Genomic DNA, 26089 nt, shown 5'->3' with positions numbered 1-26089 from the left:
AAAGCTGGTATAAGCGTGACTGATGATGAGAAATTTTGGCATATCCTCGTAACGCAATGTCAGCGTGAGCAGCTGGAACCGGGAATAAATATGCCAGAGCAAAGTAACAGTGCTATTGTACGCCTGGCTAATTTTTTACTGAAACAGGCTGTAAAACTGGGTGCCAGTGACCTGCACATCGAACCATTAGCACAGGAAGTACGGTTCCGCTGCCGTTGCGATGGCTTGCTGCAAGAACTGCCTTACCGCCTGCCCTTGGAGCTGGCACAGCGCCTAAGCTCCAGAATCAAGGTTATGGCCGGTATGGATATTGCGGTTCGCAACCGTCCTCAGGATGGCTCCTTTGTTTTTTCTGCCGGTGATAAAAAACTCGATATCAGAACAGCTGCCATGCCCGTGTCCGGCGGGGAAATGCTGGTACTCAGACTGATGAACTTGCAGGAGGAACTTTTATCCCTTAGCCAATTGGGCTTTAGTCCGGATACTGAAAACAAATTTCGCCAGCTTATTCGGCGCCCGTCCGGGCTTATAATTGTCACCGGGCCGATGAACTCGGGAAAGACCACCACCTTATATGCGGCCCTGCGTGAGCTGAACGAAGTGGAACGGAATTGGATTACGTTAGAGGATCCTATCGAACGTCATATAACTGGCATAAATCAGGTACAATTAAACCCTAAGGCAGGCCTTACTTATGCCAGCGGCCTGCGGGCAATTTTACGGCAGGACGCACAGGGAATTCTGTTGGGGGAAATTCGCGATGAGGAAACAGCAATGATGGCAGTACGAATGGCTTTGACCGGTCATTTACTCCTCACCACCCTGCACACAGAAAATGCCACCGCCACGGTTTTCCGCCTGCTAGAAATGGGCGTACCTCCATATTTGCTGGCGGCAACGCTGACCGGCGTCCTGGCCCAAAGACTTGTCCGTAGAACGGCAGCTGGTGAAAACGGCAAATTCTGCGGCCGGCTTGCCATTCATGAATTGATGGTAGTTGACCAGTCAATCCGGGAGGCAATTTTGACAGGTCAAAGTCAGGAAGTGCTGACCAGGCTGGCTTGCGACAATGGCATGGAAACCATGCAAACTGATGGCGATAATAAAGCTGAGGCTAGTCTGACAACAAAAGAAGAAGTCCGGCGCGTATTATACGGCAGTTGACAAATCAATCTTTACCATAATAAAACAGAGGCCATGACAAAGTCATGGCCTCTGTTTTTATAGCATTATTATTTTATATGCCCTGCCAGTTCATTTAAAAACGCTCTGGCACAGGTTTCTGATATGAGCGCGGTTTTATCATGCGCTCTTACCTCCGCCAGTTCCTGTTTAAACGATTCAGCCTTAGCTTTATCGCCTGCCAGGACTGCCAGACCCGTCAGGTCTGCCTTGATGATACGCCGCAACTGGGCCAGCTGTGGCTGGCATTCAGCCAGCTGCTGCGGCAAAAGCTGCCGTTCTAATGTGGCCAGACTATTGTCCAGCTTAGTCAATTCCTGAACAACTTTTTCCTGTTTGCTCTGCTTGTCCGCCGGACTGTCAGCCTGCCAGTACTCATTCAGCAGCACGCGCAGGGCAGCACCATCTTCCGGGCCGATAACAGCCCAGGATACCACCATGTGCTGGCTATGGTCAGCAAAATTTTCCATAGCCGGCGCCAAGTTCCCATATAAGTCCTTGATAGCTTTGTGCCAGGATTTAACGGCGTCATAATTGCCGGGATTCTGTGCGTAATCAGCAGCCGTAGACAAACTGATTTTCGACAATTCCGCATGTTTCATCGGATTGAAGAATATCGCCGGAATGACGGAATCCTGCGGTAATTTTTCCACCGATCCCAAAGCCAGCTTGGCCTCCAAATAATCGCTGACCGGATAGTTCCACCAGACACCAAGCTTGCGGCCATACAGGCTGAGGGCCGCCTGATAATCTGTGTCACTCAGCCCGTCAGGCACAACTTTTTCCCCGGTATAGAGCACCAGGATATTTTTATCGAGTGTCTGGGAAAAATCCCGCGTATATTCCTTGATACTGCCATTTTCTTCCATATCCTGACGAAAATATTCCGTCGGTACGGTAATGAGCGGCGCAACGTCCGCATGCTTGGCGATGAAATGTTCATTCACCCAATTTAAGAATTCCGCCTGGCCGCGGCCGTCCTTATTCTTTATATCGTCAAAGAAAATGGCAAAGTCCCGGACGCCCAAATCGTACATGGCCATGAGTTTCTTTTCCATGGCCACTCTGTCCAGTACGCCCCGATAACCGGAAAGCTCTATATCAAGCCCCGGGGAAATGGCAAAGATAAAGCGCACATTGTTGGCTTTGGCAGTTTTGACAAGTTCCTGCAAATCAGCCAGTTTATCCTGCGGATATGGTTCACGCCACTTGGCCCGATGATACGGGTCATCTTTTGGTGCATAGATATAGGCATTAAGATTATGGTCAGAACAGAATTTCAGCATATCCAGACGTTTTTCCTGCGTCCAGGGCGTGCCATAGAAACCTTCGACAATGCCGCGCAAGGGAATGGGCTCAGCCCCTGAGGCGTTTATACTGCCGAAACAAAAGCCACAGGTGACTACCGCCAGACACAACAGCCATTTCATTTTACCATGCAAAAAACTTTTAACCATATTAACACCTGCCTTCTCAAACCTTAAACAATATATCATGCTTGTGCAAGTATTTCGCCAGGGGCAGCCACAAGCAAATCCATAACAACGTAAAGAGCAGAATACTCAAAGGAATATTGCCTATGCCCTTCAGTGTAACAGACCATAGCCAGGGATACAAGGGCATTTCTGACGCTGTATGCACCTGCCACAGCGTCATCAGCACCACTTCCGGCAGAATATAGAACAGCAAGGCATTCTTGCCCAACCAGCGCCAGGGAGCGCATAACCAGCCCATAAAATCCGGCATAAAGGAAAAGCTGATTTCCAGCAAAGCCAGCAGCCACATACAAAAGCCGCTGGTCAGCAGGGCAAACGGTGCCGTCCACAGATTTTTGCAGATTATATCCATATAGCTCCAAAGGCCGCCTGCCAATAGCAGGACGCTGCCATGCAGTATCATTTTGCCCACCCGTTCAAAGACCGGCGCATTATCTACGGTCAAATGACGCCCGGCCATTATGCCAAACAGCATTGACGCTGTAGCGGCAATCGTGCCATACAGTCCCTCGGGGTCAAAATTACCGCCCATATAACAATGGGCCGCCCCCGGGAAAATCCCGTCGATAACCATGCTGATATTATCCGTGGGACTAAACGGGCTGCTCGTATCATACAGATGAAAACACACAGAAGAAAGCAGCAGCAGTAAAAAGGCCATGGTATTTAACAGGGAGTTTCGTTCCAGCCCCCAGGCCAGAATCATGCCACAAAAATACACCAGCCCCAGTCTTTGGAGAACGCCCAACACCCGGCCATGGTCAATAATCTGTGCCAGCAGTCCCGCTGAGGCTCCCCCGGGAGTAAAGAAGTGCTGCAGGATAAGCGGCATCTGACTGAGGAACAGCCCCAGCAGTATCAATATCAACGAGCGCCGTGTAATCCGCCCGAAAATATCATTTTCCCTATTCCGCCCATACTTGGCCAAATGTAAAGCCCCGGCTGTCCCCATAGCGAAGATAAAGCCCGGCATGACAAAATCCGCCAGCGTTATGCCTTCCCAGGGCGAATGGAGCAGCACCGGATACGCCCCGGCAAAATCGGGCAGGCCGTTTACCAACAGCATGCAGGCGATGACCAGTCCCCGGAACACATCCAGGGACGGCAGCCGCCGATGTTGTCTAAGTAACATGCTAAAACCTTCTTTATCACTTATCGTCGAAACTTATTTCTGTTTTAAATCCTCAATAGCCTGGGCAGCTCCCATAATGCCAATTACAGCGTGCTCAAAGGTCAGGCCGCCCTGCAGGTAAACATTGTACGGAGCGCGCATGGGGCCATCGGCACTGAACTCAATCGATGCCCCCTGCACAAAGGTTCCGGCCGCCATGATAATCTGGTCGGTATAGCCGGGCATATCCCACGGTTCCGGTGCAGCAAAGGAATCAACCGGGGAATACTTTTGAATGCCGCCGCAGAAGGCCACCAGATTTTCCCCAGTACCCAGTTCGATGGCCTGAATGATGTCACCGCGTACATCTGTGGGCAGTGGCAAAGTCTTATAGCCCAGACGGGCAAACATGCCGGCTGCAAAAATTGCGCCTTTGATGGACTGTGCCACAACATGCGGTGCCAGGAATAAGCCCTGGAACAGCAGGCGGTTATTGGAAAGACTGGCCCCCAGCTCATCACCCATGCCCGGTGCCGTCAGACGGTAGGACGTAAGCTCTACCAGGTCATTACGGCCGACGACATAGCCGCCCGTAGGAGCAATACCGCCGCCGGGATTTTTAATCAGGGAACCGGCCATAATATCGGCCCCTGCCTGCGTAGGTTCCAAGGTGTCTACAAACTCCCCGTAGCAGTTATCCACAAAGCAGATACAGTCCGGCTTAAGGCGGTGAACTTCGTCGCAAATAGCCCGGATATCATCGATGGACAAGGGATTACGCATACTGTAACCACGGGAACGCTGAATCTCAACCATCTTGGTTTTTGGCGTAATCACGTTCTTAATTCCGTCCATGTCCACTTTGCCGTCAATCATCGGCAGTTCATTATAGAGGACACCAAATTCCTTTAACGAGCCCGGGCTGGGATTTTCATAGCCAATTACCGTCTGCATAGTATCATAGGGCTTGCCCGTCAGGGATACGAGTTCATCACCGGGGCGCAGAATACCAAACAGCACCGTAGCCAGCGCATGCGTGCCCGAAACGAACTGCGTGCGGACCAGCGCGCGTTCTGCACCGAAAATTTTCGCGTAAAGCTCCTCCAGTTTCGTCCGGCCGATATCATCATAAGCATAACCCGTAGTCGTATTGAAATGGGCGTCAGACACCTTGCACTCACGCATAGCATCCAAAACCTTTAAGGTGTTTTCCTCAGCAATAGCGTCCACCCGGGCAAAAAGTTCCTGGGAGTCCTTTAGTACCTCCTGTTTTAAATCAACAAGTTTTTGCGAAAAAGCCAATTTACTTACTCCTTTATTTCATACTTACTAAAATTATCTTTCTCCGACAGCGGCAGGCGCACAGTCATTTTTGTCCCTGCCTCTTCATAGGCCGTTTCCAACACAGCATTAAGGCCATGCAATCTGGTAACTACACTGCCCTCACTATAAGGCACGAGTAACGTCATGCGCACCTGGCTCTCCTGGAAAAAGCCCTCCACCCTGCGCAGCAGGCCGTCAAGGTTCTCCCCCGTCACCGCGGAGATAAAGACACCGTCCCGGCCATGCAGGAGCTGCTCGCGTACATGCGGATTGGTCAGCTTGTCAGCCTTGTTAAAGACAAACAACACCGGTTTATCGGCGGCATTAAGTTCCTGCAGTACCGCCACCACGGCCTCAATCTGTTCTTCGATATGGTCACCGCTGGCGTCGACCACATGCAATAATAAGTCAGCCTCCTGCACTTCCTCGAGCGTTGCCCGGAAAGCTGTGACCAGCGTATGCGGCAGTTTTTGAATAAAACCTACCGTATCTGTCAGCAGTATTTCCTGTTTCTCGGGCAGCACCAAATGCCTGGTTGTCGGGTCCAAAGTAGCAAACAGCTTGTCCTCGGCAAAGACCTCCGAACCAGTGAGTTTATTGAGCAGGGTGGACTTGCCGGCATTGGTATAACCTACCAGTGCCACCAGCGGAATCCGCGATTCCTTGCGCCGGCTGCGGTGCAGGCTGCGGCTTTTGGCCACACCCTTAATCTGTTCCTCGATATCATGAATCTTACTGTATATCCGCCGCCGGTCAACTTCGAGCTTTGTTTCCCCAGGGCCTCTGGTACCTATACCGCCGCCCAGACGTGACAGGGCCAGTCCCTGACCGCTGAGACGCGGCAGATTGTAACGCAGCTGCGCCAGTTCCACCTGCAGCTTGCCCTCCCGGGACCTGGCCCGTTGAGCAAAGATATCCAGTATCAAGGCTGTGCGGTCAATGACCTTAATGCCGAGCATTCTTTCAAGATTATGCTGCTGTGAGGGCGTCAGTTCATCATCGACAATCAGCAGTGTAGCCTCGAGGTTCTGCACCTCCATGGCCAGTTCATTCACCTTGCCCTTGCCCAGGAATAAAGCCGCGTCCGGTTTTTCCTTGCGCTGGGTAAAACAGCCTACTATTTTCGCACCGGCAGTTTCCGTAAGTCTGGCCAGCTCGGCCATGGATTCCTCCATGGGAAAAATGCCGCCAGACCGTTCCACACCAGCCAGAATGGCCCGTTCTTCCTCGTCCGCTGTGGTTTTCGTACTTTGGGCGGCCAGTTTCTTATTGACCACCGTAATCAGCATGTTGAGGTTAATCTGGTGCAGCACCTTATCTTCTGCCGGGCCATACTGCGTAAGTATCTGCGTGCCATCTTCGCCGGCCTCTCCCGTAAAAAAGGCCAGACAGCCCACAATCTTGCCCTCCCGGCGTCCCAGGGCCGCCATGCAGTCAAAGCGCAGGCGCCGCAGGGAAGATAAATCCGGGTCACTCAGGCGCACATCGCCGCTGGGATGGGTATGGATACAGCGTATTCCCGACAGGCGCAGCTCCGAACGCGTCTTTTGTTTGAACTCCGGCAGGTCAACCGTTGCCGTATCCCCGAGGGACACCTGCACGACCTTGCCCTGACGATTCAGGTAAACAGCCACTTCCCTGTCCGTATCCGCCGTAATGGACAGCATACTTTCATTCAGTTCCCTGGTAGACAGCTGGCCGATAGGCACACGCAAATCATACAGGGCTTGCAGTTTTTCCAGTATATAAGTTTTTATATTGGCCAAATCGCCATTTACTTGCATGTTTTTTCTCCCGGTCAGCCACGATTTACGATATTGCCGATGTGTTTAAGCATAATGGACAGGGTACCATCATCGTTGTTGTGGAACTCGAGATACTCCGTATTGTCAAAGTAATCCGAGGGAATTGTCAGTTCTATCCCCGTATCCGTCTTTAACTTATGCTTGCACATCTTCTTGATGGTTGCCTCCTGGTCCATTTTTACCGGTTCGGTAAAACCGGCCTCTTTGATGGCATTGTCAAAGTCCGCCTGCATGGAAGGATTCTCCTTGAATATCTCCTTGCCGGCCTCCACGAGGTCGAGCTCGTCACTGCTCTGCATATTTTCCGTCACATAGCTTTTCACTGCCGCCTCGGTAGCCACCTTGTCCTGACCATAGGCCTCGGCCACCTTTGCCGCCGTCTTGCTGAGGTTCTTTATGGCCTCCTTCGGGGAAGGAGCCAGGCTGCATTCCAGCAGGATTTCCGGAAATACATAGACACTGCTGCCATCAATGGTATATTTTTTCGCCGTCACCGAAATTTCTTTCGTTTCCGCATTGATGAACGCATATTCTTCCATTTTCTGACTGAGGTTAGGCATGATGGAATAGTGATTGATGATTTCATTCTTTATGCCCTTATCCGTCTGATTCACCTGATGGGTATAGCCGATATGGCTGTTGGATTTAAAAATGACAATCTGACGCACATCATCAATACGTACATCAGCCACAATAACATCGGCCGAGGCCATTTCCTCAGCATGAACAAAAGCCTCTTCGAGTTTCTTGGCCAGTTCCTTGGAAAACGGCACAAAGGACATTTCCCCCGCCAGGTATTCACTAAGCAGCTCCTGGCAATGACTGTCATCATAGAAAGAGCCTGGTTTGGCATCTTGACTTCCCCAGGCCTTTTCTATATGTTTCAGCAAAAACGTTTCGATACTGTCCTGTACCGTCAAAGTTTCGTCAGAATACACCGTCATGCCCGAATTAAAGTCCAGTATATGAAGTATTGCCTTATCTATGATTATCATGCTTTTTCCTGCTCCTTTCGTGCCTGCTCCTCTGCCCAGCCGCGCACCTGCTGCAAGCGTGCTGTCATACGGCTCCGCAATTTTTCCTCCAGCTCCTCCAAGTCGCTGGCGTCAAATTCGTAACTTACATCGGGAATATTCCATATACGAGCCTCAGCAAAGAACTCGTCCCGGTAAATATTATAATAAACCGTAAAGCTGCTTTCTAACGCAAAATTTACATAATCGATAACAATATACGAGCCATTATTGATTTTGACCGGTTCCTGCGGACGGATAAACAGGGAGAAACCTTCCTTTTCCGCCGGCAGTTCCTGCCCTGCCTCCCAGGTCAGAATTTTCTTATCCACGACAATACTGCTTAAAGTCGCAGGATTAAACTCAGCCATATCATGGAGCATTTGCTCAAACTGCGCTTTTAAAAGCTCCTCAAACTCAGCCAGGCTGCCGGTAATGAATTCTATACGGCAGAATTCTATGAGGCCAATTTTTAATCTGACCTTGTACTCATGGGTTTCTTCATGAAAGTAAACAATGGCGCTTTTATGCCATTCTTCATTGACATAACGGTACAAGTCATACTTATCCTTGCCGACAGCCGGTTCCCGGTCAAGGGTAAAGCCCTGCCAGGTATCCGGCAGTTCCTGCATATACTGCCAGGAGGCCGTTTCTTCTTTTATCTTTGCAATGGTTTCCTCTTTCATGGCCTGCTCCCATATAGAAAAAGCCCCTAGGCTATGCCTAAGAGCTCATACAAATCAAAATCTGCTTAAAGTTAAATAAGTAGGTAAAATATGCTCCTTTGCTTACCTATAATAACTCATTTTCCCTAATTCAGTCAAATTTTCTTTTTCCCCTGCCAGCCCCCTGTTGGGGTTAAATCTTTATTTATCGTAGTTTTCTTTCTCATAGATTACATACTCCATGAGATATTCGATATGAATACCGGCATGATTGTCCCCGGCCTCCCAGACATCCATGATACGATTGAACACGACGGGGAAATCATTCTCCGAAAGATTCTGCAAAAGTACAAAAAACTGATTAGGCTTGTGCCGCAGTATCATATCGCTTTTCCGCAGGGTGTCCTGCAGGCAGAGCTCGAATCTGTCGGCAGCATCCAACAGACTGTATGGGCGTTTCTCCCCATTATTTTCTTCCGACAGGATAAACATCAGTTTGACGACCATGCCGCCATAGCGCTTGTAGAACTGCCGCAGGAACCGATAGATAAGGGAGAATTTCTCCAGGTCGATAGAAATCGCCCCGCCACTTCGCTGCCAGCCCTCCACCAGCTGCGTAATATGGATAAACTCATTTTTGATATCAGTCTCACCGGTTAACTCGGTTACGCCATCCTGTCCATACAACCTGCTGCCGTTCTTGCCATTTTGTTTTACCTTATACAGGGCACTGTCAGCCAGGGGAAAGAGCATCTCATAGTCCCGTCCATGGTCCGGTACCAATACGGCCCCCATTGAAATGCTCAGGGGAATGTCAAAGCTCTCCCCGGCTAGTTTTACCGCCTCTTTAAGCAGCCCCTCATTCAGTCTGCGATGCAGGCTGGACAACGCCGTTTCATTTACCATATTGGCGAAAAAGCCCATGAACTCGTCTCCGCCAATTCGCGCCACCACGTCCTGCACCCTGATATTACGCCGGACAACATCAGCCAAAGCCTGCAAAAACTTATCGCCCATGCTGTGACCATAAATATCATTGACCATCTTGAAATTATCAAGGTCGAAAACCACCAACATACCTGACTGCCCGGCACAGAGTTTGGCAATTCTGGCTGTACCTGCCGCTTTATTCAAAAAACCGGTCAGCTTGTCGAGCGCCGCCTCTTCTTTCAGGCTCTCGATTTCCTTGTTATGATTGACGGTATTCATTATGCGTCTTATGAGGATATCCTTATGGATAGGCTTGCGAATAAAATCCGCTGCCCCCTGTTCAAAACTGCGGCTCTCCACCTCACTTGTTTCCATGCCGCTTAAGAATATGATAGGTGTAGACGCCCGGCCGGCCTGCTCTTCCAGTTTCCGCAGTTCCTGAAAGGTTTCAAACCCGTCCTTTTCCGGCATCTGTACATCGAGCAATACCAAATCCGGCGAATTTTTGGTCATAAATTTCAACAAGTCACGTCCGGAACGCAGGCAGCTGACACGCATATCATGCTCGCGCAGGATACGCTTAACATGCGTCAGCGTCAGGGCGTCATCATCTACAACTACAATCCATACTCCCATATTTATCTCCTACCTTCTACCATCTATCTTCACGTTTATTTTTCTTTTATTTTTATTCCATCATTTTTTCAGCAATGACAAAATGGTTTCGTAGTCGTAATGTTCTACAGCTTGTCTAATCTTTTTATAGAGTTCGGCATCTGCAGCAGGGATACGGTACTCGTCCATCTCGGTTAAAATATCTTCCAGGCGGTCGCAATCCATATCTTCCGCTGCCGCCTGCATTTCTTCGTAGACACTGGCCATCAGTTCCATATCTGCCTCGGGTTTATCCGTATCATCCATCAGCTGTGCTGCCGCAAAGACCGCCGCCAAGGGGGCCTTAAAACCTCTATAGGTTTCGATAAATTTCTCATGATGGGCGCGGATATAATCCATATTTCCCGCCTTGCCGGCATTTTCCAGCAGCTGTGCCTCTTCACCGAAATCCTTGGCCCCAATAATTCTGGCCGAACTTTTCAGCGCATGCACCTTAATGGTATAGTCTTTCAGATTTCTATCAGCATAAAAGCCCTCGATGGCCTGTTCCATTTCATCAATGGAATCATAGAAAATCCGCAGCAGCGGCAGATATGCCTCGGCAGAACCGCTGTTTTGTATGCCAATACTGAGGTCCAGCCAATCTGCCCCTTTGAGGGGTGCCAGGCTTGCCGGAATATCCATATTTTCCTGCGCCGCCATGTCCTCTTCCCCGGCCTCACGCAGCTTTTCCGCCGGCAAATATGTCAGCAGCATATCTTCGAGCTTAGTTGTATCAATAGGTTTGGTCAGATAGTCATTGAAACCAGCCTCAATGTACTGTTCGCGGGCCCCGGAAACGGCATTCGCCGTCAGGCAGATTACAGGTGTTGTCAGATTAGGGCCGCCTGTCTGACCTTTCAGTTCCTGCAGCGTTTCAATACCGTCCTTGTTAGGCATCATGTGGTCGAGGAAAATGATATCGTATTTTTTCTCCTGCGCCAGCAAAAGGCCTTCATCGCCATCATTTGCCGTGTCCACCTGTACCCTGGTCTGCTTAATCAGGCTCTTGAACACCGTCAGATTCATCGGATTGTCATCAACCATAAGCACCAGGGCCTCCGGGGCCGTAAATTTCTCGCGATATTTCTTATGTCCTTTCAGCAAAGCCTGGTAAGACTCTTTATAGTCGCCAAGCGGCACCCACTTGACCACACGCTGCCGCAGTTTAAAGGAAAACGTCGAGCCAGCACCATAAGTACTTTTCACCTGCAGGGCGGAACCCATTTTTTCCAGCAGATTAAGCGTTATGGTCATGCCGAGGCCGGTTCCTTCCACGTTGCGGTTGCGCTTTTCCTCTATGCGCTCAAACTTGGAGAATAATTTTTTCATATCTTCCGATTTTATGCCAATACCGGTATCCTTAACCGACACAGTGAGCAGAACCTCCTCCGGCGCCGCCGGAATCCGTTCAAACCCTACTTTCAGCGTTACACTGCCTTTTTCTGTATATTTCACCGCATTGGTTAGGATATTCGTAATGACCTGCTTGACGCGCACCTCATCACCAAAGAGCAGGCGCGGTGTTTCCTGGTCAAAATCCAACAAAAGCGTCAGCCCCTTGGCGTCAGCGCGGGTATGAATCATATTAACCAGGTCATTCAGCATGGAAGAAAGGTCATAATCCACGGGAATGATTTCCAACTTCCCTGCCTCGATTTTGGAGAAGTCAAGGATATCATTGATAATCCCCAACAGCGTATTGCCGGCTGTACGAATGTTCTCGGAATACTCGATTACATTAGGCTCGCGGCTCTCACGCAGAATCATTTCGTTCATGCCCAGCACCGCATTGATAGGGGTGCGTATCTCATGGGACATATTCGACAAAAATGCCGACTTGGCCTTACTGGCTAAAGCTGCACTTTCTGCTTTCTGATTTAGTTCCTGTGCCAGACGCGTCTTTTTTTCGTAACGGGTCATGATGATCATCAGTATGGATACAACCAGCAATAGCACAAAGATAGTCAGAACAAGGGTTCTTCGCAGCTGGGCAAAGGTCGCTGTCGCGTCAAACACCGACACGCATTGCCAGGAATTTGCTACCGGCAGCGTGTACGCGATATACTCCGCATCACCGTACCGGAAAGAAATATACTTCTCATTAGAAGAACGCAGCTTATCGATAAGTGCCCTGCCAAACGTCTCTTCTTCGTCAAGATAGCATTTACCAACTTCCGCCTTGTCCGAATGGGCTAAGACCTGATACTTGCGGTCCAAAATGATTTCAATATCGGAATCGCCATGGGCCGCCAGTTCCTCCGTCATATTCTGCAGGTGTTCCAGGGAAAAGTCCATGGCCACCACACTTTTCACATCACAGAGCGACTTGGCTAACGCAATCTTCATAGTATGGGTTTGCGCGTCAAGATAGGGGTCCACGACAGCTACCTGTCCGATATTCGCCATCGCACATCCATACCAGGGGCGCTCCTGCGGTATATAACCATCATGCGGAATCCAGCCAGTACCATCAAGGAAATCCCCCTCCACCACAGCATATAATCCCGGCGAATTTTCTGCTGTAAGGTGTTTGGCTGCCGCTGACTGATTCTGCAAAAAATCGAGCATAGCCGCATGAGATTTCCGCTTGCGAATCATGTCATCAAGAGTGTACGAGGTTCCCCGTATAATGCTGACACCTGTGGAGAGATAATCGTTTATCTGACCTGCGGCCCTGGTAGCGACCAGTTCCTGATTAACGATAATTTTCTGTTTCATCTCCGACTGCAGCATGGTGTAATAAGCCATAAAGACAGCCAGGAAAAACATTATAATAACCGTGGTCATATCTATTCTCTTCAGGACAGAACTCGCATTTATATGTTTTTTTGCCTCCATGTTCTTCCTCCTGACAGAGTTTACTTGACAATCATAATATCGCTTTTAAACCACTTTTGCGATATTTTTCCCAACGTAGCGTCAGCCTTCATTTCGCTAAGGATTTTTTGTACCCGGTTACGCAGTTCTTTGTCCTCTTTGCGGAATCCCATAGCCAAAGCCTCTTCACTAAGGCTGTCGTGAAGAATAAAATAGCGCTCATGGCTCGAACGAATGAAATAAAATGCCGCCAGCGAATCAACCAGGCCAGCATCCAACGTACCTTCTTTCAGCTGTTGCAGCACCGTTATATTGTCCGGCAGGGAAACCACCTTTATATCCTGGCAAAGTTCTGAGGCATGAACAGCATCAAATGTTGTTGAGCCTGCCTGTGTGCCCAGCACTTTACCTTTTAGGTCACGCAGTGACATAACATTGCTATCGTCACGCACAACAAAAATCAGATTATCTTTTACATAGGCTTCCGACAGACTCATATCCTTCTGGGCCTGCGGGATTACAGACATACTGCCCACACAGTCAATATTCCGGCTATTAAGTTCATCGTCCTTGTGTTTCCAGGCAATGGGACGCACCACACACTCAACGCCCAGCCGGGAACAAATCTCACGCATCAGGTCAATGTCAAACCCGGCCATTTCCCCATCATCGCCCGTAAAACTCATTGGTGGGAAATTGTCATCAACCCCCAGAACTAACTGGCCGCTATCCACTACCTTTTGCAGGGAAACGTCATTTGTACGGAAATCATCACGCGAACTATTGCCAGCGAAAATTATGGCCAGCGGCAGCAAAGCTGCACAAACAGACACCAGTAGCACCTGCCGCATATTCTCGGACCATCGTTTTTCAGACGAAATAGACGTATTCTGTTCCTTTTGCGCCTCATAATCCTTCACCAGCCGCCGCAGCGTCAGCGAAAGCAAAAGCAGGCCAATCAGGTTGGGAAAAGCCATCAGACCGTTGAGCGTATCCGAAATATTCCATATGTTATTCAAAAATTCATAGCCGGAGGCGTCAACTAAATGCCAGCCGGAGGCTCCGACAATAATCATCAAAATCAACAGCGGTTTCATGACCGCTTTGAACCGTACACCGAACAAATATGTCCCTGCTGTTTCCGCGTACCAATACCAGCCGAGTATTGTCGTGAAAGCAAAGAGCAGCATACCGAGGGAAAGAATGTATTTACCGGCCGGGCCCATCGCCAGTTCAAACGCCTGCAGTACCAGCTGCGCCCCCGTCAGTTCCGGGAAGTATGTCATCGTACCTGTCACCAGAATTGACAGTCCCGTAATCGTACAGATAACAAAGGTATCCAAAAACACTTCAAAGATACCATACAAACCTATCTGCACAGGATGAACACACTCCGCTGTGGCATAGGCCATAGGGGCAGAGCCCATACCGGCCTCATTGGAAAATACGCCGCGGGCAATGCCGCGCTGCATAGCTTCCATTACACACCAGCCTGCTGCCCCTCCGGCCACGGCAGAAGTGTCCAAGTTGAAAGCCATCTGCAAGGCGGTTACAATAGCAGCCGGAATATGCGCCCCGTAACTCAGCAGTAAAACACCGGCCCCCACAATATAAAAAACGACCATGAAGGGCACAACCAGCACAGCCACCCGGGAAAGACTGCTGAGTCCGCCGATGATAACCAGACCTACCACGCCAGCCATTATCACTCCGCTGTACAGAGGGTCCACGTTCCAGCCCTTGAACAGCACTTCAGCAACAGAATTTGCCTGAACAGCCGTCCCCATCCCCAAGGACGCCAGCAGCGCAAACAGTGCGAACAGAACAGCCAGAAACTTTCCGATATGTTTCCATACGCCGCCCCACTCACCCAGGCCATATTCCAAAACATAAATGGGACCGCCGCGCCAATCGCCCTGCGCATCCTTTTTGCGGAAATGAACAGACAGCGTTACTTCAGCAAACTTGGTGCACATGCCCAAAAAGGCCGAAACGAGCATCCAGACCAAAGCCCCAGGCCCCCCCAGGTGCAAGGCTGTTGCTACCCCGGCAATGTTGCCGGTTCCCACCGTTGCTGCCAGCGCTGTAGTCATCGCCGCAAATGCGGAAATGGTTTTATCATCTTCGCCTTTTTTTCTAAAGCTGAATACTTCGGCCAGAGCCCGGAAGAAATAACGGAGCTGGGGCAAGCCGAGCAGAATAGTCAGATAGATACCTGTCCCCACCAGCAAAAGCAGGCCAGGCGGCCCCCAAACAAAGTGATTTAACACTCCGTTTATTTGCATAATTGTTTCCATCAGATTCCCAGTCCTCTCTCCCACGTCCATACTTGAACGTCATATCTATTTTATAGTTCGACAATGTTGGTAAAAGTCCTTCTCCTGCCGTGTTAACCAACCCAGGCATTCAGAAACCACAAGCATATTTTGCAGAAAAACAAAAAGAGCTGTGAAAAATGCCTGCGCATTTCATCACAACTCTTATAAATTTCAATATGGTGACCCACCACGGAATCGAACCGTGAACCTACTGATTAAGAGTCAGTTGCTCTGCCAGTTGAGCTAGTGAGTCATTGGCCTTGCTCTCAAGGACAAGTAATATAATATCACTCTCCCGACAGACCGTCAAGAACTTTTATAAAAAACCATCAAAAATTTTTACGGATAATCATCTCAATCCGGTTGCCCGACACAGAAACGCGCACATCATCAGCGATGTTGGCCACAATGGATTTCTCCAGTTCGTCCAAATCCCCATACTCATCTTCTTCGGACTCTGTCTGCGAATCGGCCTTCTTTAAGTCGCGGCGGTACTTTTCCAGTGACCAGGTATATGTATCTGTAGCCATAGCCACGCCGCCCATAGTCATAAAATGACTGTCGCCCATGGCCACACTGGCACCATCTTTCATGTTATAGAGGCTGTCCTCAATGAAATCCTTAATTTTCCCCATAATCCCCACAGACGCGTCGTTGCTTTTGGTCGTAGAGACGTCAATAAGCTCCTGTTTTTTTTCGTAGTTCATCGGGGAATCGGCCACTAAATGCAGCTCGCATTTACATTCAGGCGTACTCTCCATCCAAAAGCTGGCCACAAAATCATCAACTATGGCCCGTACCATACTCATGGTTTCTTCCGCTAACAGTCTGGCCCTGCGAGCGCTGCGTTCATCAAAGCCCATCGCTTTGCTGAATTCTTCGACTTCATCCAAAGCCTTTTCCATACCATAACCATTACTGTTAACGGTTATCTTATTGGTTTTCATCGCCATCATTCCTCTATTGTCAGGAAATCAATAAATCCTGTCATATCCAGTACATCTTTCACATCTTCACTTACATGCGTAAGTTTCATAGATCCCTGTTTCTTCATGCGTTTTTGGGCCAGCAATAATACGCGCAGGCCAGCTGATGCCACATATACCAGCTCGGAAAAATCCAGCGTCAAATCCGTAATGCCCGTCAAATCATTCTGTACAACCTTATCTAAATCCGGAGCCGTAACAGCATCCAGACGTCCCGACAGAAAAAGCGTCAAAGCCGTACCATTGAGTTCTTTTTTGATTTCCATAATGAAAATCTCCTTTCACCGTGATATGTAACCATAATGTAGAAATTCGCGTTTAATTTTCATTTTCCTGCATAATTATGTTTTTTCGTATGGTTAATATATTTTTTCCATCTTTATATTCGTAGCTGATGTTGTCCACGTTCTTCTTAACGAGGAATATTCCCCAGCCGCCTAATTCCCTGTCCAGCAGCGGCGTATCAGGATCCGGGGCTTCTCTTTGCAAGGGGTTATAAGGTATACCTTCGTCAATAAATGACAATTCCAGACTCTGCGGATTATCATAAGTACGTCCACGCAGCAGCGCCTTACCAACGCTGTCACCATAAGCATAGCTGGCAATGTTGACAAAAATCTCCTCCACCACCAGGTCCAGCTGCAGCTGCACTTTCACCGGACAGTTAAGCGGCTCCAGCAAACTGGCTACAAATTCATTCACAGCTGGCAGATTTTCTACTTTGGCCTCTATCAGCAATTCTCTTGGTTCGCTCATAATCATCCCCCACCTAATTTGCTAAAGCAGGACCTCACGACTGTATCCATAACCGCTGATATTTTTCCAGTTGTCTGATGACATGGCGGAAAATATTTTGTCCGACCTGCGGATAGCGTTTCAATATGGCCATAAACCCGGATAAAGGTATTTGAATGATAACAGCCTGATCCGTCAGTACCTCCATAGAGTATTTATTACGGTGACCGGGCAGCAGCACGCTTTCATTAAGCCAGCTGTTTTCCTTTTGAATATCCAGCGTATTATACCAGCCGTCACCAACTTCGATACTGCGGACTATTTTGCCGCTGACCAGGAAAATCATATTATCTTCGATACTGTCGGCATCTATACGGTCGCCCTCGAACATGATTTGCTGCCGAGCACCGCCCATAAATAGCTGCTGTATACCGAGCTCGCACTCCTGGAACAAAGCCAGTTTCGACAGATAATTCTGCAGTACGGCCCGGGAATCCTGCACTTGCAGGCTGCCGCTGATTCTTTCGGCCTCCAGCCGTTTTTCGAGCTTGGCGCGGAAATCATACACAGCCACATTCCAGTCCATCATCATCTGCTGAATTATCAGCTGATATTCCTTCAGCAGCCGCTTGACATCGTTCATCTTGAACTCACCGCTGTCATAGACTAAGGAGATAATCACCTTATTTTCCTCCCGGCGGAAGGAAATACTGAGTTTCAAATCCCGGCCATCGTAAGAATTCTGCATTACCAGCTGCCCTGTTGGCTGCCCTGGCACATCAACATAAGACAGGCGCTCCTGAAAGAAATCACAGAAATTGAGCACATGATCAAAGCCGTTGGCCTGACTACGCAGCACATCTTCGATGTTTTCACGCCCCAGTGAGGCGTACGGCTGAGAAATAACGAACTGCTGGAAAGCCTTGGTCACGAGTTCCTGAACGGTGGGATTTCCCTTCACCTGCAGGCGTACAGGCACAAGGCTGGGCGTAATTCCCTCCTCGGCAGCCTTACCGCGCCGCGGCACAAAAAGCGCAAAACCTACATCATCACGCTGATTGTAACGCTGCAAAAGCAACCCCCAGGCCGTATGCAAAATGGCCATGAGCATCATTTTCTTATCTTTGGAGCGCAGGCGCAGTTCCGCCAGTAAATCTGCCGGAATATAAGACACATACGCCTCCTGCTTATATAAATCTCTCGTGCTCTTATGATAGTAAGGCAGTTCCGGCTGCTGCGGAAAATCCTTTAAGAAATTCCGCCAGTATTCCTTGATGGGTTCAGCCAGAGCGGCAGCACTCATGCCCTTAATGCCATTGCCGTCTGCTGCCGGCTTATACGATTCATTAACAGCCAGGGCAAAGAGTTTCCGCAGATTTATCTGCGACATAATTGCCCCCACAGCTGTCACAACAACAGCGAACTCATACTGGTTGGTATGCAGGACACTGAACCGCACCAGACTGCCGCTGCGCAGGTCAAAGCCCTGACGCAGTTCCGACTCCATGATACGGCGCAGAACTACATCGAGCTCATCACCATCCATGCTCTCCAGATTACGGTACACCACTTGGGGTATATCGCGCTGTTCATCAAGAACCACCGCCAGTATACGCTTGCCAACGGAGCAATAATTAAGCCGCAAAGCCTCCGTTTCCTGAATCAATGTATATAAGGCCCTGTTAAAATAGGTCGGCAATAAATTCCCCTTAACCTTGTAGAGGCCCTGCATGACACTGCCCACTGGATTCATCGCATTGCGGTAATGAAAATATGTTTTTTCCTCCCCCGAAAGTTCCCTGACATAAGTTATTTTATTACGCGAATAGCCATGCGTTTCTTCTATTTGCGGACCATATAACTGCTTAAGAACACCAAATTCATTGCTGGGCAAGTCCTCAACTTTTATCTTCTGCGGTTCCATAAATATTTACCTCCCTGCTAAGCCTTCCTTTTCCAAAGGGTAACAATATGTAGTATTAAAACCTATAGTCGAACCCAGGTATTCCCATTTTTTGACGTACCAAGCAGCATTGCGCTGCATATCATGCCCCCATATTGCTCACAGTTATAGCACATACAGACTTATTCTACATTTCACGGTCATTTTCCTGTAAAAAAAACCAGTCAGGCTCACCTGACTGGCTTTAATCATATATTCATGGTCTGCCGACCATTACGCTTCCTTCAATTTGTGGCGAATCTTCTCCTGATTGAGTTTACAAAGTGTACCTGCTTTCCCCAGCACATACAACCCGTTCTTAAGTTTGAGAAGTATCCCCGTGTGGCCGTTATCTGTTTCGATTACCCCCTTCATTTCAGAGTCCTCAGGTAAAGGTCTGTCGCCCCAGAACAACGACTTTGACATGTTTCGCAACTTGCTGATCCTCATACTGTATTCCTCCTGTTATAAAGTTATCCACAGGGTGCGAAGAATATCGCCCCTGCCAAATCATGTTCAGTCTACTCTCCTTAACTGAAAATTGACTGAAGATTACATTAAAAATCGCTGAGGATTTGACCGTCAGCGATGTAAAGCAGCTGTTGCCCATCCCTTTTCAAGCCCCATACGTTTAGCAACGTCAAGATATGCTGCCAATTTAGATTTATTGTCTAAAACACTGTTAAGCGCCGCTGTCATATACTCTTTAGGATAATGCGCCTTTAGGTATGCTGATTGCCAAATCAACACCGCATCAGCAATACTAGAAATTCGCAAACTCAAAAGAACGTCTTTACGGATAAGATCAGCAAAAGTTTTAGGTGTCAGTTCCTTTATTACACTAATCCTGGCTGGATTGTCCAGACAGAACAATGCCCCTGTTTGTCCTTCGCATAGCAGCTTTGCCGTCAGTTCATCAGCTGACGGGATATTGTTGATATCCAGCTTTACGCCACAATTACATTCTATATTCTCCAAAGTATCGTTGATTACAGTCAATGTACGTAACGGCGTCAAGCTCACCATAAGCATTCCCAGCTCCTCCAAATCTTCCACTGGAAATTCTGCCACTAAACTCTCTTCTGATTCAGATATCGGCAAGTAATTCATCAGCGAACCAGGAGCAACAACCACCATTGCAGCATGCGTAGAGGCATGCCGTGGCAAACCTTCCAGCCCACGAGCCAAGTCAATCCATTGCCTGATTACTTCCGACGACTCATAATACCGGCGAAAATCCACACACGTTTTTAACGCTTCATCCAAAGTTATCCCCAATTCACTTGGTATAGTTTCTGCTATATCATTTGCCTGTTCATAATCCATGCCCAAGGCTTTGCCCACATCTCGAAATATACCCTTAGCTGTCATAGTTCCCAAAACAGCAATCTGCGCCACACTGTCATAACCATAACGTTCCTTTAGATAATTGATGACGACATCGCGATTATCTTGATGTTGGTTATAAGCTAAATAAAATTCAGGTAAAAACATGTGCGCTGTATGCCAAACAGATTCAGCTGCTAAATTGTATTTCAGCGGGTCTATCTTATTGATTCCTAAGACATAAGCAGCAATACTGCCTAGTAAAGAACTACAACCTGTTCCTACATTGATTTTATGTTCCTGGCAAAACTCAACTATATCTTTTGCAATTAGAAAATATCTTGCAAAACCACGCCGCTTAATCATGTCAAGTTCATAATACAAACGTCCCCATATTTCATCTGTAATATCTGAATAATATGCAGGAAGAGCTTTTTCGCACAACTCACACAAGTATTCATCATCATTGCTGCAATTTTGAGGAATCGGAAATACAGGCACATAAGATTGCCCGAAATCAAAATCAACGTGGCAACGTTCAGCTATTCTCACGGTATTTATAATAGCTTCAGGGTATTCCGAGAAGAACACCGCCATTTCCTGTGGAGATTTCAGGTAATACTCCCCATTGTCATAACCACCAGACCTAAACTCGTCCATTTCTATGGACTTCTCTATACACTGTAAAACAGCATATAGCTTGCAATCATCCCGACAAATATACCGGCAATCATTGGCAGCCACCAATCCCAAGCCAAAACTATTAGCTAATTCAACCAATCCTTCAGTGACACTATTCTCTTTACTTAAACCGTGATTCTGAATCTCAATGAAAAAATTTTCCCTGCCGAAAATATCGATGTATTTCTGAACAACCTTTTCCGCTCTTGGCTTATTGTTGCTACTAATTGCACGATAGACTTCGCCATCAGCACCAGATGACAAGCAGATAAGCCCTTCATGATACTTTTGTAGAAGTTCTTTATCCACTCGTGGCTTATGGTACATACCCTCTATATTGGCCAACGACACAAGTTTCACCAGATTTTTATAGCCCGTCTGATTTTCTGCCAACAAAATCAAATTGTAGTACGTTACACCATCAACAGCACAGCGGTCATATCGTGAGGCAGGAGCCACATACAGTTCACAGCCGATAATCGGCTTTATTCCCTGTTCCTTACATTCCTTATAAAAAGGTATAACTCCGTACAATGCTCCATAATCGGTAATCGCTAAATGTTTCATCCCAAGTTCTTTAGCTTTTGCCACCAGTTCTTTGATGCGAGCTACACCGCTATAAAGACTGTATTCTGAATGGACATGAAGATGAGCAAACCTGCTCTCATCAAACGCTGTCATAGTCTGCCCTCCTATATGATGAATATTTCATTCTGCAGTTTCGACAATAAAGCCACTCCAATTATCCGCATACTGCAAAAGTAAGGTAAGTTTCCCCTCCCTTGCCGCCACGCTGCGATTATCTTCTACATATTGCCCATCATGATAGACTATGGCCTGTACTTCTTCCTCTGTCAGAGGGAAACGACTGGCTGCTAGATAAAGTCCGCGGATAGGAACACTCAGATATAACAGGTCTTTATTGAAGCGATACGGCGTAGTAGCAGGATAGCCATAAGCCTTCTGCTTGGGGCTGGGCTCATTCTTGATATACTGTGGCTGCCCCGGCATCCCAGCCTTGCCTAAGTCATGAAGCAAAGCCACAATGACACAGCTTTCATCACTGATTTCCGGGGCAAGTACTGCTTTGATTTTCAGCAGGTTCTCTGCCACGTTGACACTATGTTCCAATAAGCCACGCTCACGGCAAAGATGGAATTTTGTGGAGGCAGGCGTTGTAAGATAAGCCGTTTCTTCTTCTATGAACTTCATTAATTCTGCAAATTGTTCCTTGCGATTGATAACTTTAGCTTTTAACGCCTCATAACGCTCCTTAAGTTCCATGGCATCTATTCCTCCTAGTAACACTCTTTATAGTTACGTTCTCGTAAGTTATATATTGGTAACTTCACCTCTATATAATTATCTTATATATATCGCTTTAAATATTCTTCTTCTTCCTCTGTTTTATCCAAGCAATCAACAATATCTTTTACTGTCATCCTCTCTATCTTAAAATCATATTCCTTAAACAATTCCTTTTTAATACCATTGAAGTTTTTTATAAAATCTTCTATTTCAGCTTCCATTTGTTTCTTTATATTTCCGTATTTCACTTTCTGCTTATTTTGTTTGGGATTTTTATCATCAAACAAATCATCAGGTATTGTCCAGTAGCCAATTACTAATCTTATTTTCTTCCCTTTCGGAAACTTCTCATTTTGGATAGCATTGTATATTCCTAAAACATGCTTTATAATTTGGAAAACATCAAAATAATCATTTGAGCATTTAAATTTCTCATCGTTTTCTATCGTTACAGGCTTATTATTTTCCTTTTTGATTTTAATATACTTCTCAAATAAACCTTTAATTTGAGAAGGAATATTAGCGTCCATATATGTTTTAGGAAGAGAACTCGGGCCTCCAATAAGCCACTCACGCATTTTCATCTCAAAAAAAACAATTGTTGATTTATCTTCAGATTCTATACATGCATCTAGTTTTGCATGAGTAGACAAAGCTGGTAATGGCTCCTCAAATCTTAGATTATATATAATATTTGATTCTAAACCATCAACAGACTTTATAACCTTCACTTTATCACTGGATATTTTTTTACTAGTAAAAATGTTATATGTCATCGCCGAAGATGAATATAGTGCTCTCATTTTTCCATTAATTTCATTAGCACCGCCAAATTTTTCTTCAAGATTAGAAGACATTTCATAACAAAAATTATCATTAACATCAGCCAAATAGTACTTTTCTCTTGTCTCTGAATTCATTTTATCTGTTTTACATTTGTAGAACGTTACGCCACTATTCATAGGATTATATTTTTCCCATCTTTTTTTGATTGCACTATACAAGATATCTCTATTTAATCTTTCAGCCATAAAAGAATTCCTCCTCTATAAAAATCATATAACATACTATCAAGCCACTTTGGCAGGAGCATCCATCAAAATCCTTTCGATATATCATTAAATTATCGATATATGAACTTTGTATTATTTACTCGTTTATATCGCTGTAAATCCAAGATAATTTTCCCATTTTTAATCAACTCTTTTAACCTGGACGATAACTCTTCAAATCCCGAATCAAGGTCCCATAACTCCAGTCTACATTTTTTGCCATACTTACCTAAGCATCGAATTACATTAGCTATAATTTTTTGTTCTTTATAACGTCCCCTATATTCATTTATTCCACACACTATGCATTTTTCAAGTGTAGGACGCACACACCAATAAAACAATTCTCCAAAACTATCATTTTCTAAATTATTATAATAATTATCAACAATCATATCAGCAGATAAAATTTCATAATCATTGAAGTGACCATATTCCATCAACATTCTTTTTTCCCATAATAATTCTTTTAATGCAGTATCTATTTTATTTTTTATTCGCTGAAGACATGGTGGAATTTTATCTTTAGAACAATAAAGCAATAATTCAATATAATATTTACGCGTGTCAATATTATCAAATACATTTAAATCATAGTCAAATCCATATTTTTCCTGAATATCTTTTTCATTAACATCAGTAGTATATCGAGAAATAAATTTTATTTTAGTCCCACGTTCATGAATACAATACTGCCAATAATCTATCCGTAATACATTATCAACTATATCTATGCCTACAATTTTATTACCACTGTCTAAATCAAAAAAAACACAGGCTATAAATTCATTATAAGTCATCATATAAGCCATTTCAGACAAATTTCTTTCATACTCTTTTGCAGCTGATTCATAAATTTCCATAAAGCCACCTTAACAATTGTAATTGTTAAATCAATTTTAGTTCACGTATGATAATCCTAATTTCATATAGTTATAATAATGTATTTCGACTTTTCCATCTTCAATCAAATCCATTAATCTAGATGATAATTCTTCAAATCCAGAATCAAGATCCCAGAGCCTCAATATACATTTTTTACCACATTCTACCCGAAATCGAATCACATCTACTAAAATTTTTTGCTCTTTCGAACATCCTCTATACTTATCAATCCCATCTATCACATAAATTAAAGCTTTATTATGTATGAAATAATAAAAAGCCAACTTTGAATTATACATTATATGATAATATATATATTCATCACATATTTTTTCTGCTCTTTCAAATTCTTTTTTATTTTCTATTAAATCCATACTTTGATAATCTTTTTCCATTACTTCTTTATCGATTAGTTTTTTAAGTTTACTAATATTTGGTGGAATATCATATGGATTACGAACAAGCAATGTCTGAATGTTTGACATCCTTCTTTTAGTATCATCAAAGCATGCCACACTATAATTAGTATCAGTATGGATTATTTTCTTTATTTTTACATCGATATCATTATATTTTTTAACAATCAACATGATTCTTTTAGAGTAATTATAAGAATATTTCGAGCAGTATTCTATTATTATGACATTACTAATTTTATCCATTTTCAATATTGTATTTTCATCTTGCACATTTAACAGCTCAATTGCAACAAAATCATCATAGGTCATCAAGTCAGTAAAAGAACCAACATCTACTATAGTATCCATGTTAGCATTCTCCAATATTAAGCAACAACTCCCTTTCTTTTTATTTATCAAAGTGACATGTTTACTATTTTATATGCATCATAATATTAATCAGCCACTTTAGCAGAAGCATCCATCAAAGCTCCTTCTATTGCCGAACACCTATCAAAAAGAATAGGCCCCGGCATTTAACGTAATATTTCTATTCCTTACACAAGGAACTTTCCAAAAGCGAAACGTTATTAGGTCATAATGATAAGACGATATGGAGATATAACGTCTAACGAATAACGAAATAGCGATAGTTGAATCGTCATAATGGACATTGGAGGTACACACCTCAGGCTCTAGGCCATAATTTCCATACACAAATAGCTATCAGCTATCATTAGTAATTTGCATGCAGCTTCATAGTTCATCTGCACCTGAACCGAATTCCCTTTAATGAATGCCCCTGCTAAAGTGGCTGATTATATCCTGATTATTTTTCCAGCAATTCCTCAACAATAAATTGGTTCTCACCGGCCAGGTCAAACCTGGGCGTGTAATCAACTTTGGTAGCGAGCAATGCTTCATCAATCTTGAGAGATGCTTCGTCAGCCTTGCGATTAAAGTCCTTAACCATTGCCCTTACCTTGTTTCTGTCATAATCAATCGTCATAATACGGTCAATATCATAGTAGTAGGAAGTTTGATTGCCATCATTGTTAAACACATACCCTTGGCCTTCTCCCTTTTGCAGTTCATGAGAACTCTTTAAGTTTGCCAACCCTTGTAATGCCTGAAGCATTGACCGCCTACTTTTATTAGCATCTACAGTTGCGTCAAGGTTAAAGCCCATCCCTGCCTTAGCCTTGCCGATTGCGCACGACAGTTTTTCTTTTTCTTCCATAAGTTCCTGCCAAACTTTTAACAATGCCTCTACAGCAAATCCTTCTTCGCTCCGCTCACTGACATCGACAGTCTCATCCTTCTGTCCCTTTAATGCCTTGCTACGCAAGTGTTTTTCCGTAATCGTCATAACGTTGTCATTATTGGACAGATACCTGGTGATATAACTCAGTAATTCATTGATTTTGTTCTGCGTTTGAAAAGCTTCCTTCAAATTCAT

General features: G+C 45.7%; 21 protein-coding genes and 1 tRNA gene. 1 reads left to right on the top strand and 21 read right to left on the bottom strand.

Annotation, left to right across the window (positions count from 1 at the left end):
* Positions 1 to 15 precede the first annotated feature (15 nt).
* A complete protein-coding gene (locus DL94_RS0101365; protein WP_028128592.1) occupies positions 16 to 1164 on the top strand; it encodes a GspE/PulE family protein in 1149 nt (382 codons plus the stop codon).
* 68 nt (positions 1165 to 1232) lie between these two features.
* On the opposite strand, the gene DL94_RS0101360 is transcribed toward DL94_RS0101365, so the two are convergent.
* The 21 genes from DL94_RS0101360 to DL94_RS0101260 form a co-directional block, all read right to left on the bottom strand.
* Positions 1233 to 2639, bottom strand: a complete 1407-nt coding sequence (locus tag DL94_RS0101360) for a protein O-GlcNAcase (protein ID WP_028128591.1) — start codon at positions 2637 to 2639, stop codon at positions 1233 to 1235.
* 16 nt (positions 2640 to 2655) lie between these two features.
* Positions 2656 to 3810 carry an acyltransferase family protein gene (locus tag DL94_RS0101355; RefSeq protein ID WP_028128590.1) on the bottom strand — a complete coding sequence of 385 codons (1155 nt, stop codon included), beginning with the start codon at positions 3808 to 3810 and terminating at the stop codon, positions 2656 to 2658.
* Between the two features lie 33 nt (positions 3811 to 3843).
* The gene (locus DL94_RS0101350) at positions 3844 to 5091 is read right to left on the bottom strand and encodes a methionine gamma-lyase family protein (RefSeq protein ID WP_028128589.1); all 1248 of its coding nucleotides are present in this window, start codon (positions 5089 to 5091) and stop codon (positions 3844 to 3846) included.
* Positions 5092 to 5096: 5 nt separating this feature from the next.
* Positions 5097 to 6896 (bottom strand): GTPase HflX, encoded by a 1800-nt coding sequence (gene hflX / locus DL94_RS0101345; RefSeq protein ID WP_028128588.1) that lies wholly within the window; start codon positions 6894 to 6896, stop codon positions 5097 to 5099.
* Positions 6897 to 6910: 14 nt separating this feature from the next.
* A complete protein-coding gene (locus DL94_RS0101340; protein ID WP_028128587.1) occupies positions 6911 to 7912 on the bottom strand; it encodes a nucleoid-associated protein in 1002 nt (333 codons plus the stop codon).
* The gene (locus DL94_RS13870; RefSeq protein WP_037371044.1) at positions 7909 to 8616 is read right to left on the bottom strand and encodes a hypothetical protein; all 708 of its coding nucleotides are present in this window, start codon (positions 8614 to 8616) and stop codon (positions 7909 to 7911) included. Before DL94_RS13870 ends, DL94_RS0101340 begins: the two co-directional genes overlap by 4 nt.
* A gap of 180 nt (positions 8617 to 8796) precedes the next feature.
* Positions 8797 to 10161, bottom strand: coding sequence for a GGDEF domain-containing response regulator (locus DL94_RS0101330; protein WP_028128586.1), 1365 nt, complete (start codon positions 10159 to 10161; stop codon positions 8797 to 8799).
* Positions 10162 to 10221: 60 nt separating this feature from the next.
* Complete coding sequence (locus tag DL94_RS13865) at positions 10222 to 13020, bottom strand: hybrid sensor histidine kinase/response regulator (protein ID WP_051586238.1); 2799 nt, start codon at positions 13018 to 13020, stop codon at positions 10222 to 10224.
* A 20-nt stretch (positions 13021 to 13040) separates the two neighbouring features.
* The gene (locus DL94_RS16265) at positions 13041 to 15296 is read right to left on the bottom strand and encodes an amino acid carrier protein (protein ID WP_072023079.1); all 2256 of its coding nucleotides are present in this window, start codon (positions 15294 to 15296) and stop codon (positions 13041 to 13043) included.
* A gap of 198 nt (positions 15297 to 15494) precedes the next feature.
* A tRNA-Lys gene (locus tag DL94_RS0101315) sits at positions 15495 to 15570 on the bottom strand.
* 76 nt (positions 15571 to 15646) lie between these two features.
* A complete protein-coding gene (locus tag DL94_RS16385; protein WP_028128585.1) occupies positions 15647 to 16264 on the bottom strand; it encodes a hypothetical protein in 618 nt (205 codons plus the stop codon).
* Positions 16265 to 16269: 5 nt separating this feature from the next.
* On the bottom strand, positions 16270 to 16569 hold the full coding sequence (locus tag DL94_RS0101305; RefSeq protein ID WP_028128584.1) for an STAS domain-containing protein: 300 nt from the start codon (positions 16567 to 16569) through the stop codon (positions 16270 to 16272).
* Positions 16570 to 16621: 52 nt separating this feature from the next.
* Entirely contained in the window at positions 16622 to 17059 is a 438-nt protein-coding gene (locus tag DL94_RS0101300) for an ATP-binding protein (RefSeq protein WP_028128583.1), read from the bottom strand.
* A 34-nt stretch (positions 17060 to 17093) separates the two neighbouring features.
* Positions 17094 to 18962, bottom strand: coding sequence for a condensation domain-containing protein (locus DL94_RS0101295; RefSeq protein ID WP_028128582.1), 1869 nt, complete (start codon positions 18960 to 18962; stop codon positions 17094 to 17096).
* Between the two features lie 252 nt (positions 18963 to 19214).
* Positions 19215 to 19430, bottom strand: coding sequence for a hypothetical protein (locus tag DL94_RS15105; protein WP_028128581.1), 216 nt, complete (start codon positions 19428 to 19430; stop codon positions 19215 to 19217).
* 132 nt (positions 19431 to 19562) lie between these two features.
* On the bottom strand, positions 19563 to 21668 hold the full coding sequence (gene dnaE / locus DL94_RS13855) for a DNA polymerase III subunit alpha (protein WP_051586237.1): 2106 nt from the start codon (positions 21666 to 21668) through the stop codon (positions 19563 to 19565).
* A 27-nt stretch (positions 21669 to 21695) separates the two neighbouring features.
* A complete protein-coding gene (locus DL94_RS0101280; protein WP_028128580.1) occupies positions 21696 to 22271 on the bottom strand; it encodes an HD domain-containing protein in 576 nt (191 codons plus the stop codon).
* Between the two features lie 83 nt (positions 22272 to 22354).
* Complete coding sequence (locus tag DL94_RS0101275; RefSeq protein WP_028128579.1) at positions 22355 to 23326, bottom strand: hypothetical protein; 972 nt, start codon at positions 23324 to 23326, stop codon at positions 22355 to 22357.
* A gap of 92 nt (positions 23327 to 23418) precedes the next feature.
* The gene (locus tag DL94_RS0101270) at positions 23419 to 24210 is read right to left on the bottom strand and encodes a hypothetical protein (protein WP_028128578.1); all 792 of its coding nucleotides are present in this window, start codon (positions 24208 to 24210) and stop codon (positions 23419 to 23421) included.
* Positions 24211 to 24246: 36 nt separating this feature from the next.
* The gene (locus DL94_RS0101265) at positions 24247 to 24999 is read right to left on the bottom strand and encodes a hypothetical protein (RefSeq protein ID WP_028128577.1); all 753 of its coding nucleotides are present in this window, start codon (positions 24997 to 24999) and stop codon (positions 24247 to 24249) included.
* A gap of 460 nt (positions 25000 to 25459) precedes the next feature.
* Positions 25460 to 26089 carry a hypothetical protein gene (locus tag DL94_RS0101260; protein WP_028128576.1) on the bottom strand — a complete coding sequence of 210 codons (630 nt, stop codon included), beginning with the start codon at positions 26087 to 26089 and terminating at the stop codon, positions 25460 to 25462.

The organism is Selenomonas sp. AE3005 (assembly GCF_000686945.1).
GTDB lineage: Bacteria > Bacillota > Negativicutes > Selenomonadales > Selenomonadaceae > Selenomonas_A.
The sequence above is the reverse complement of the archived record's forward strand: the minus strand, read 5'-3'. Positions and strand labels throughout refer to the sequence as shown.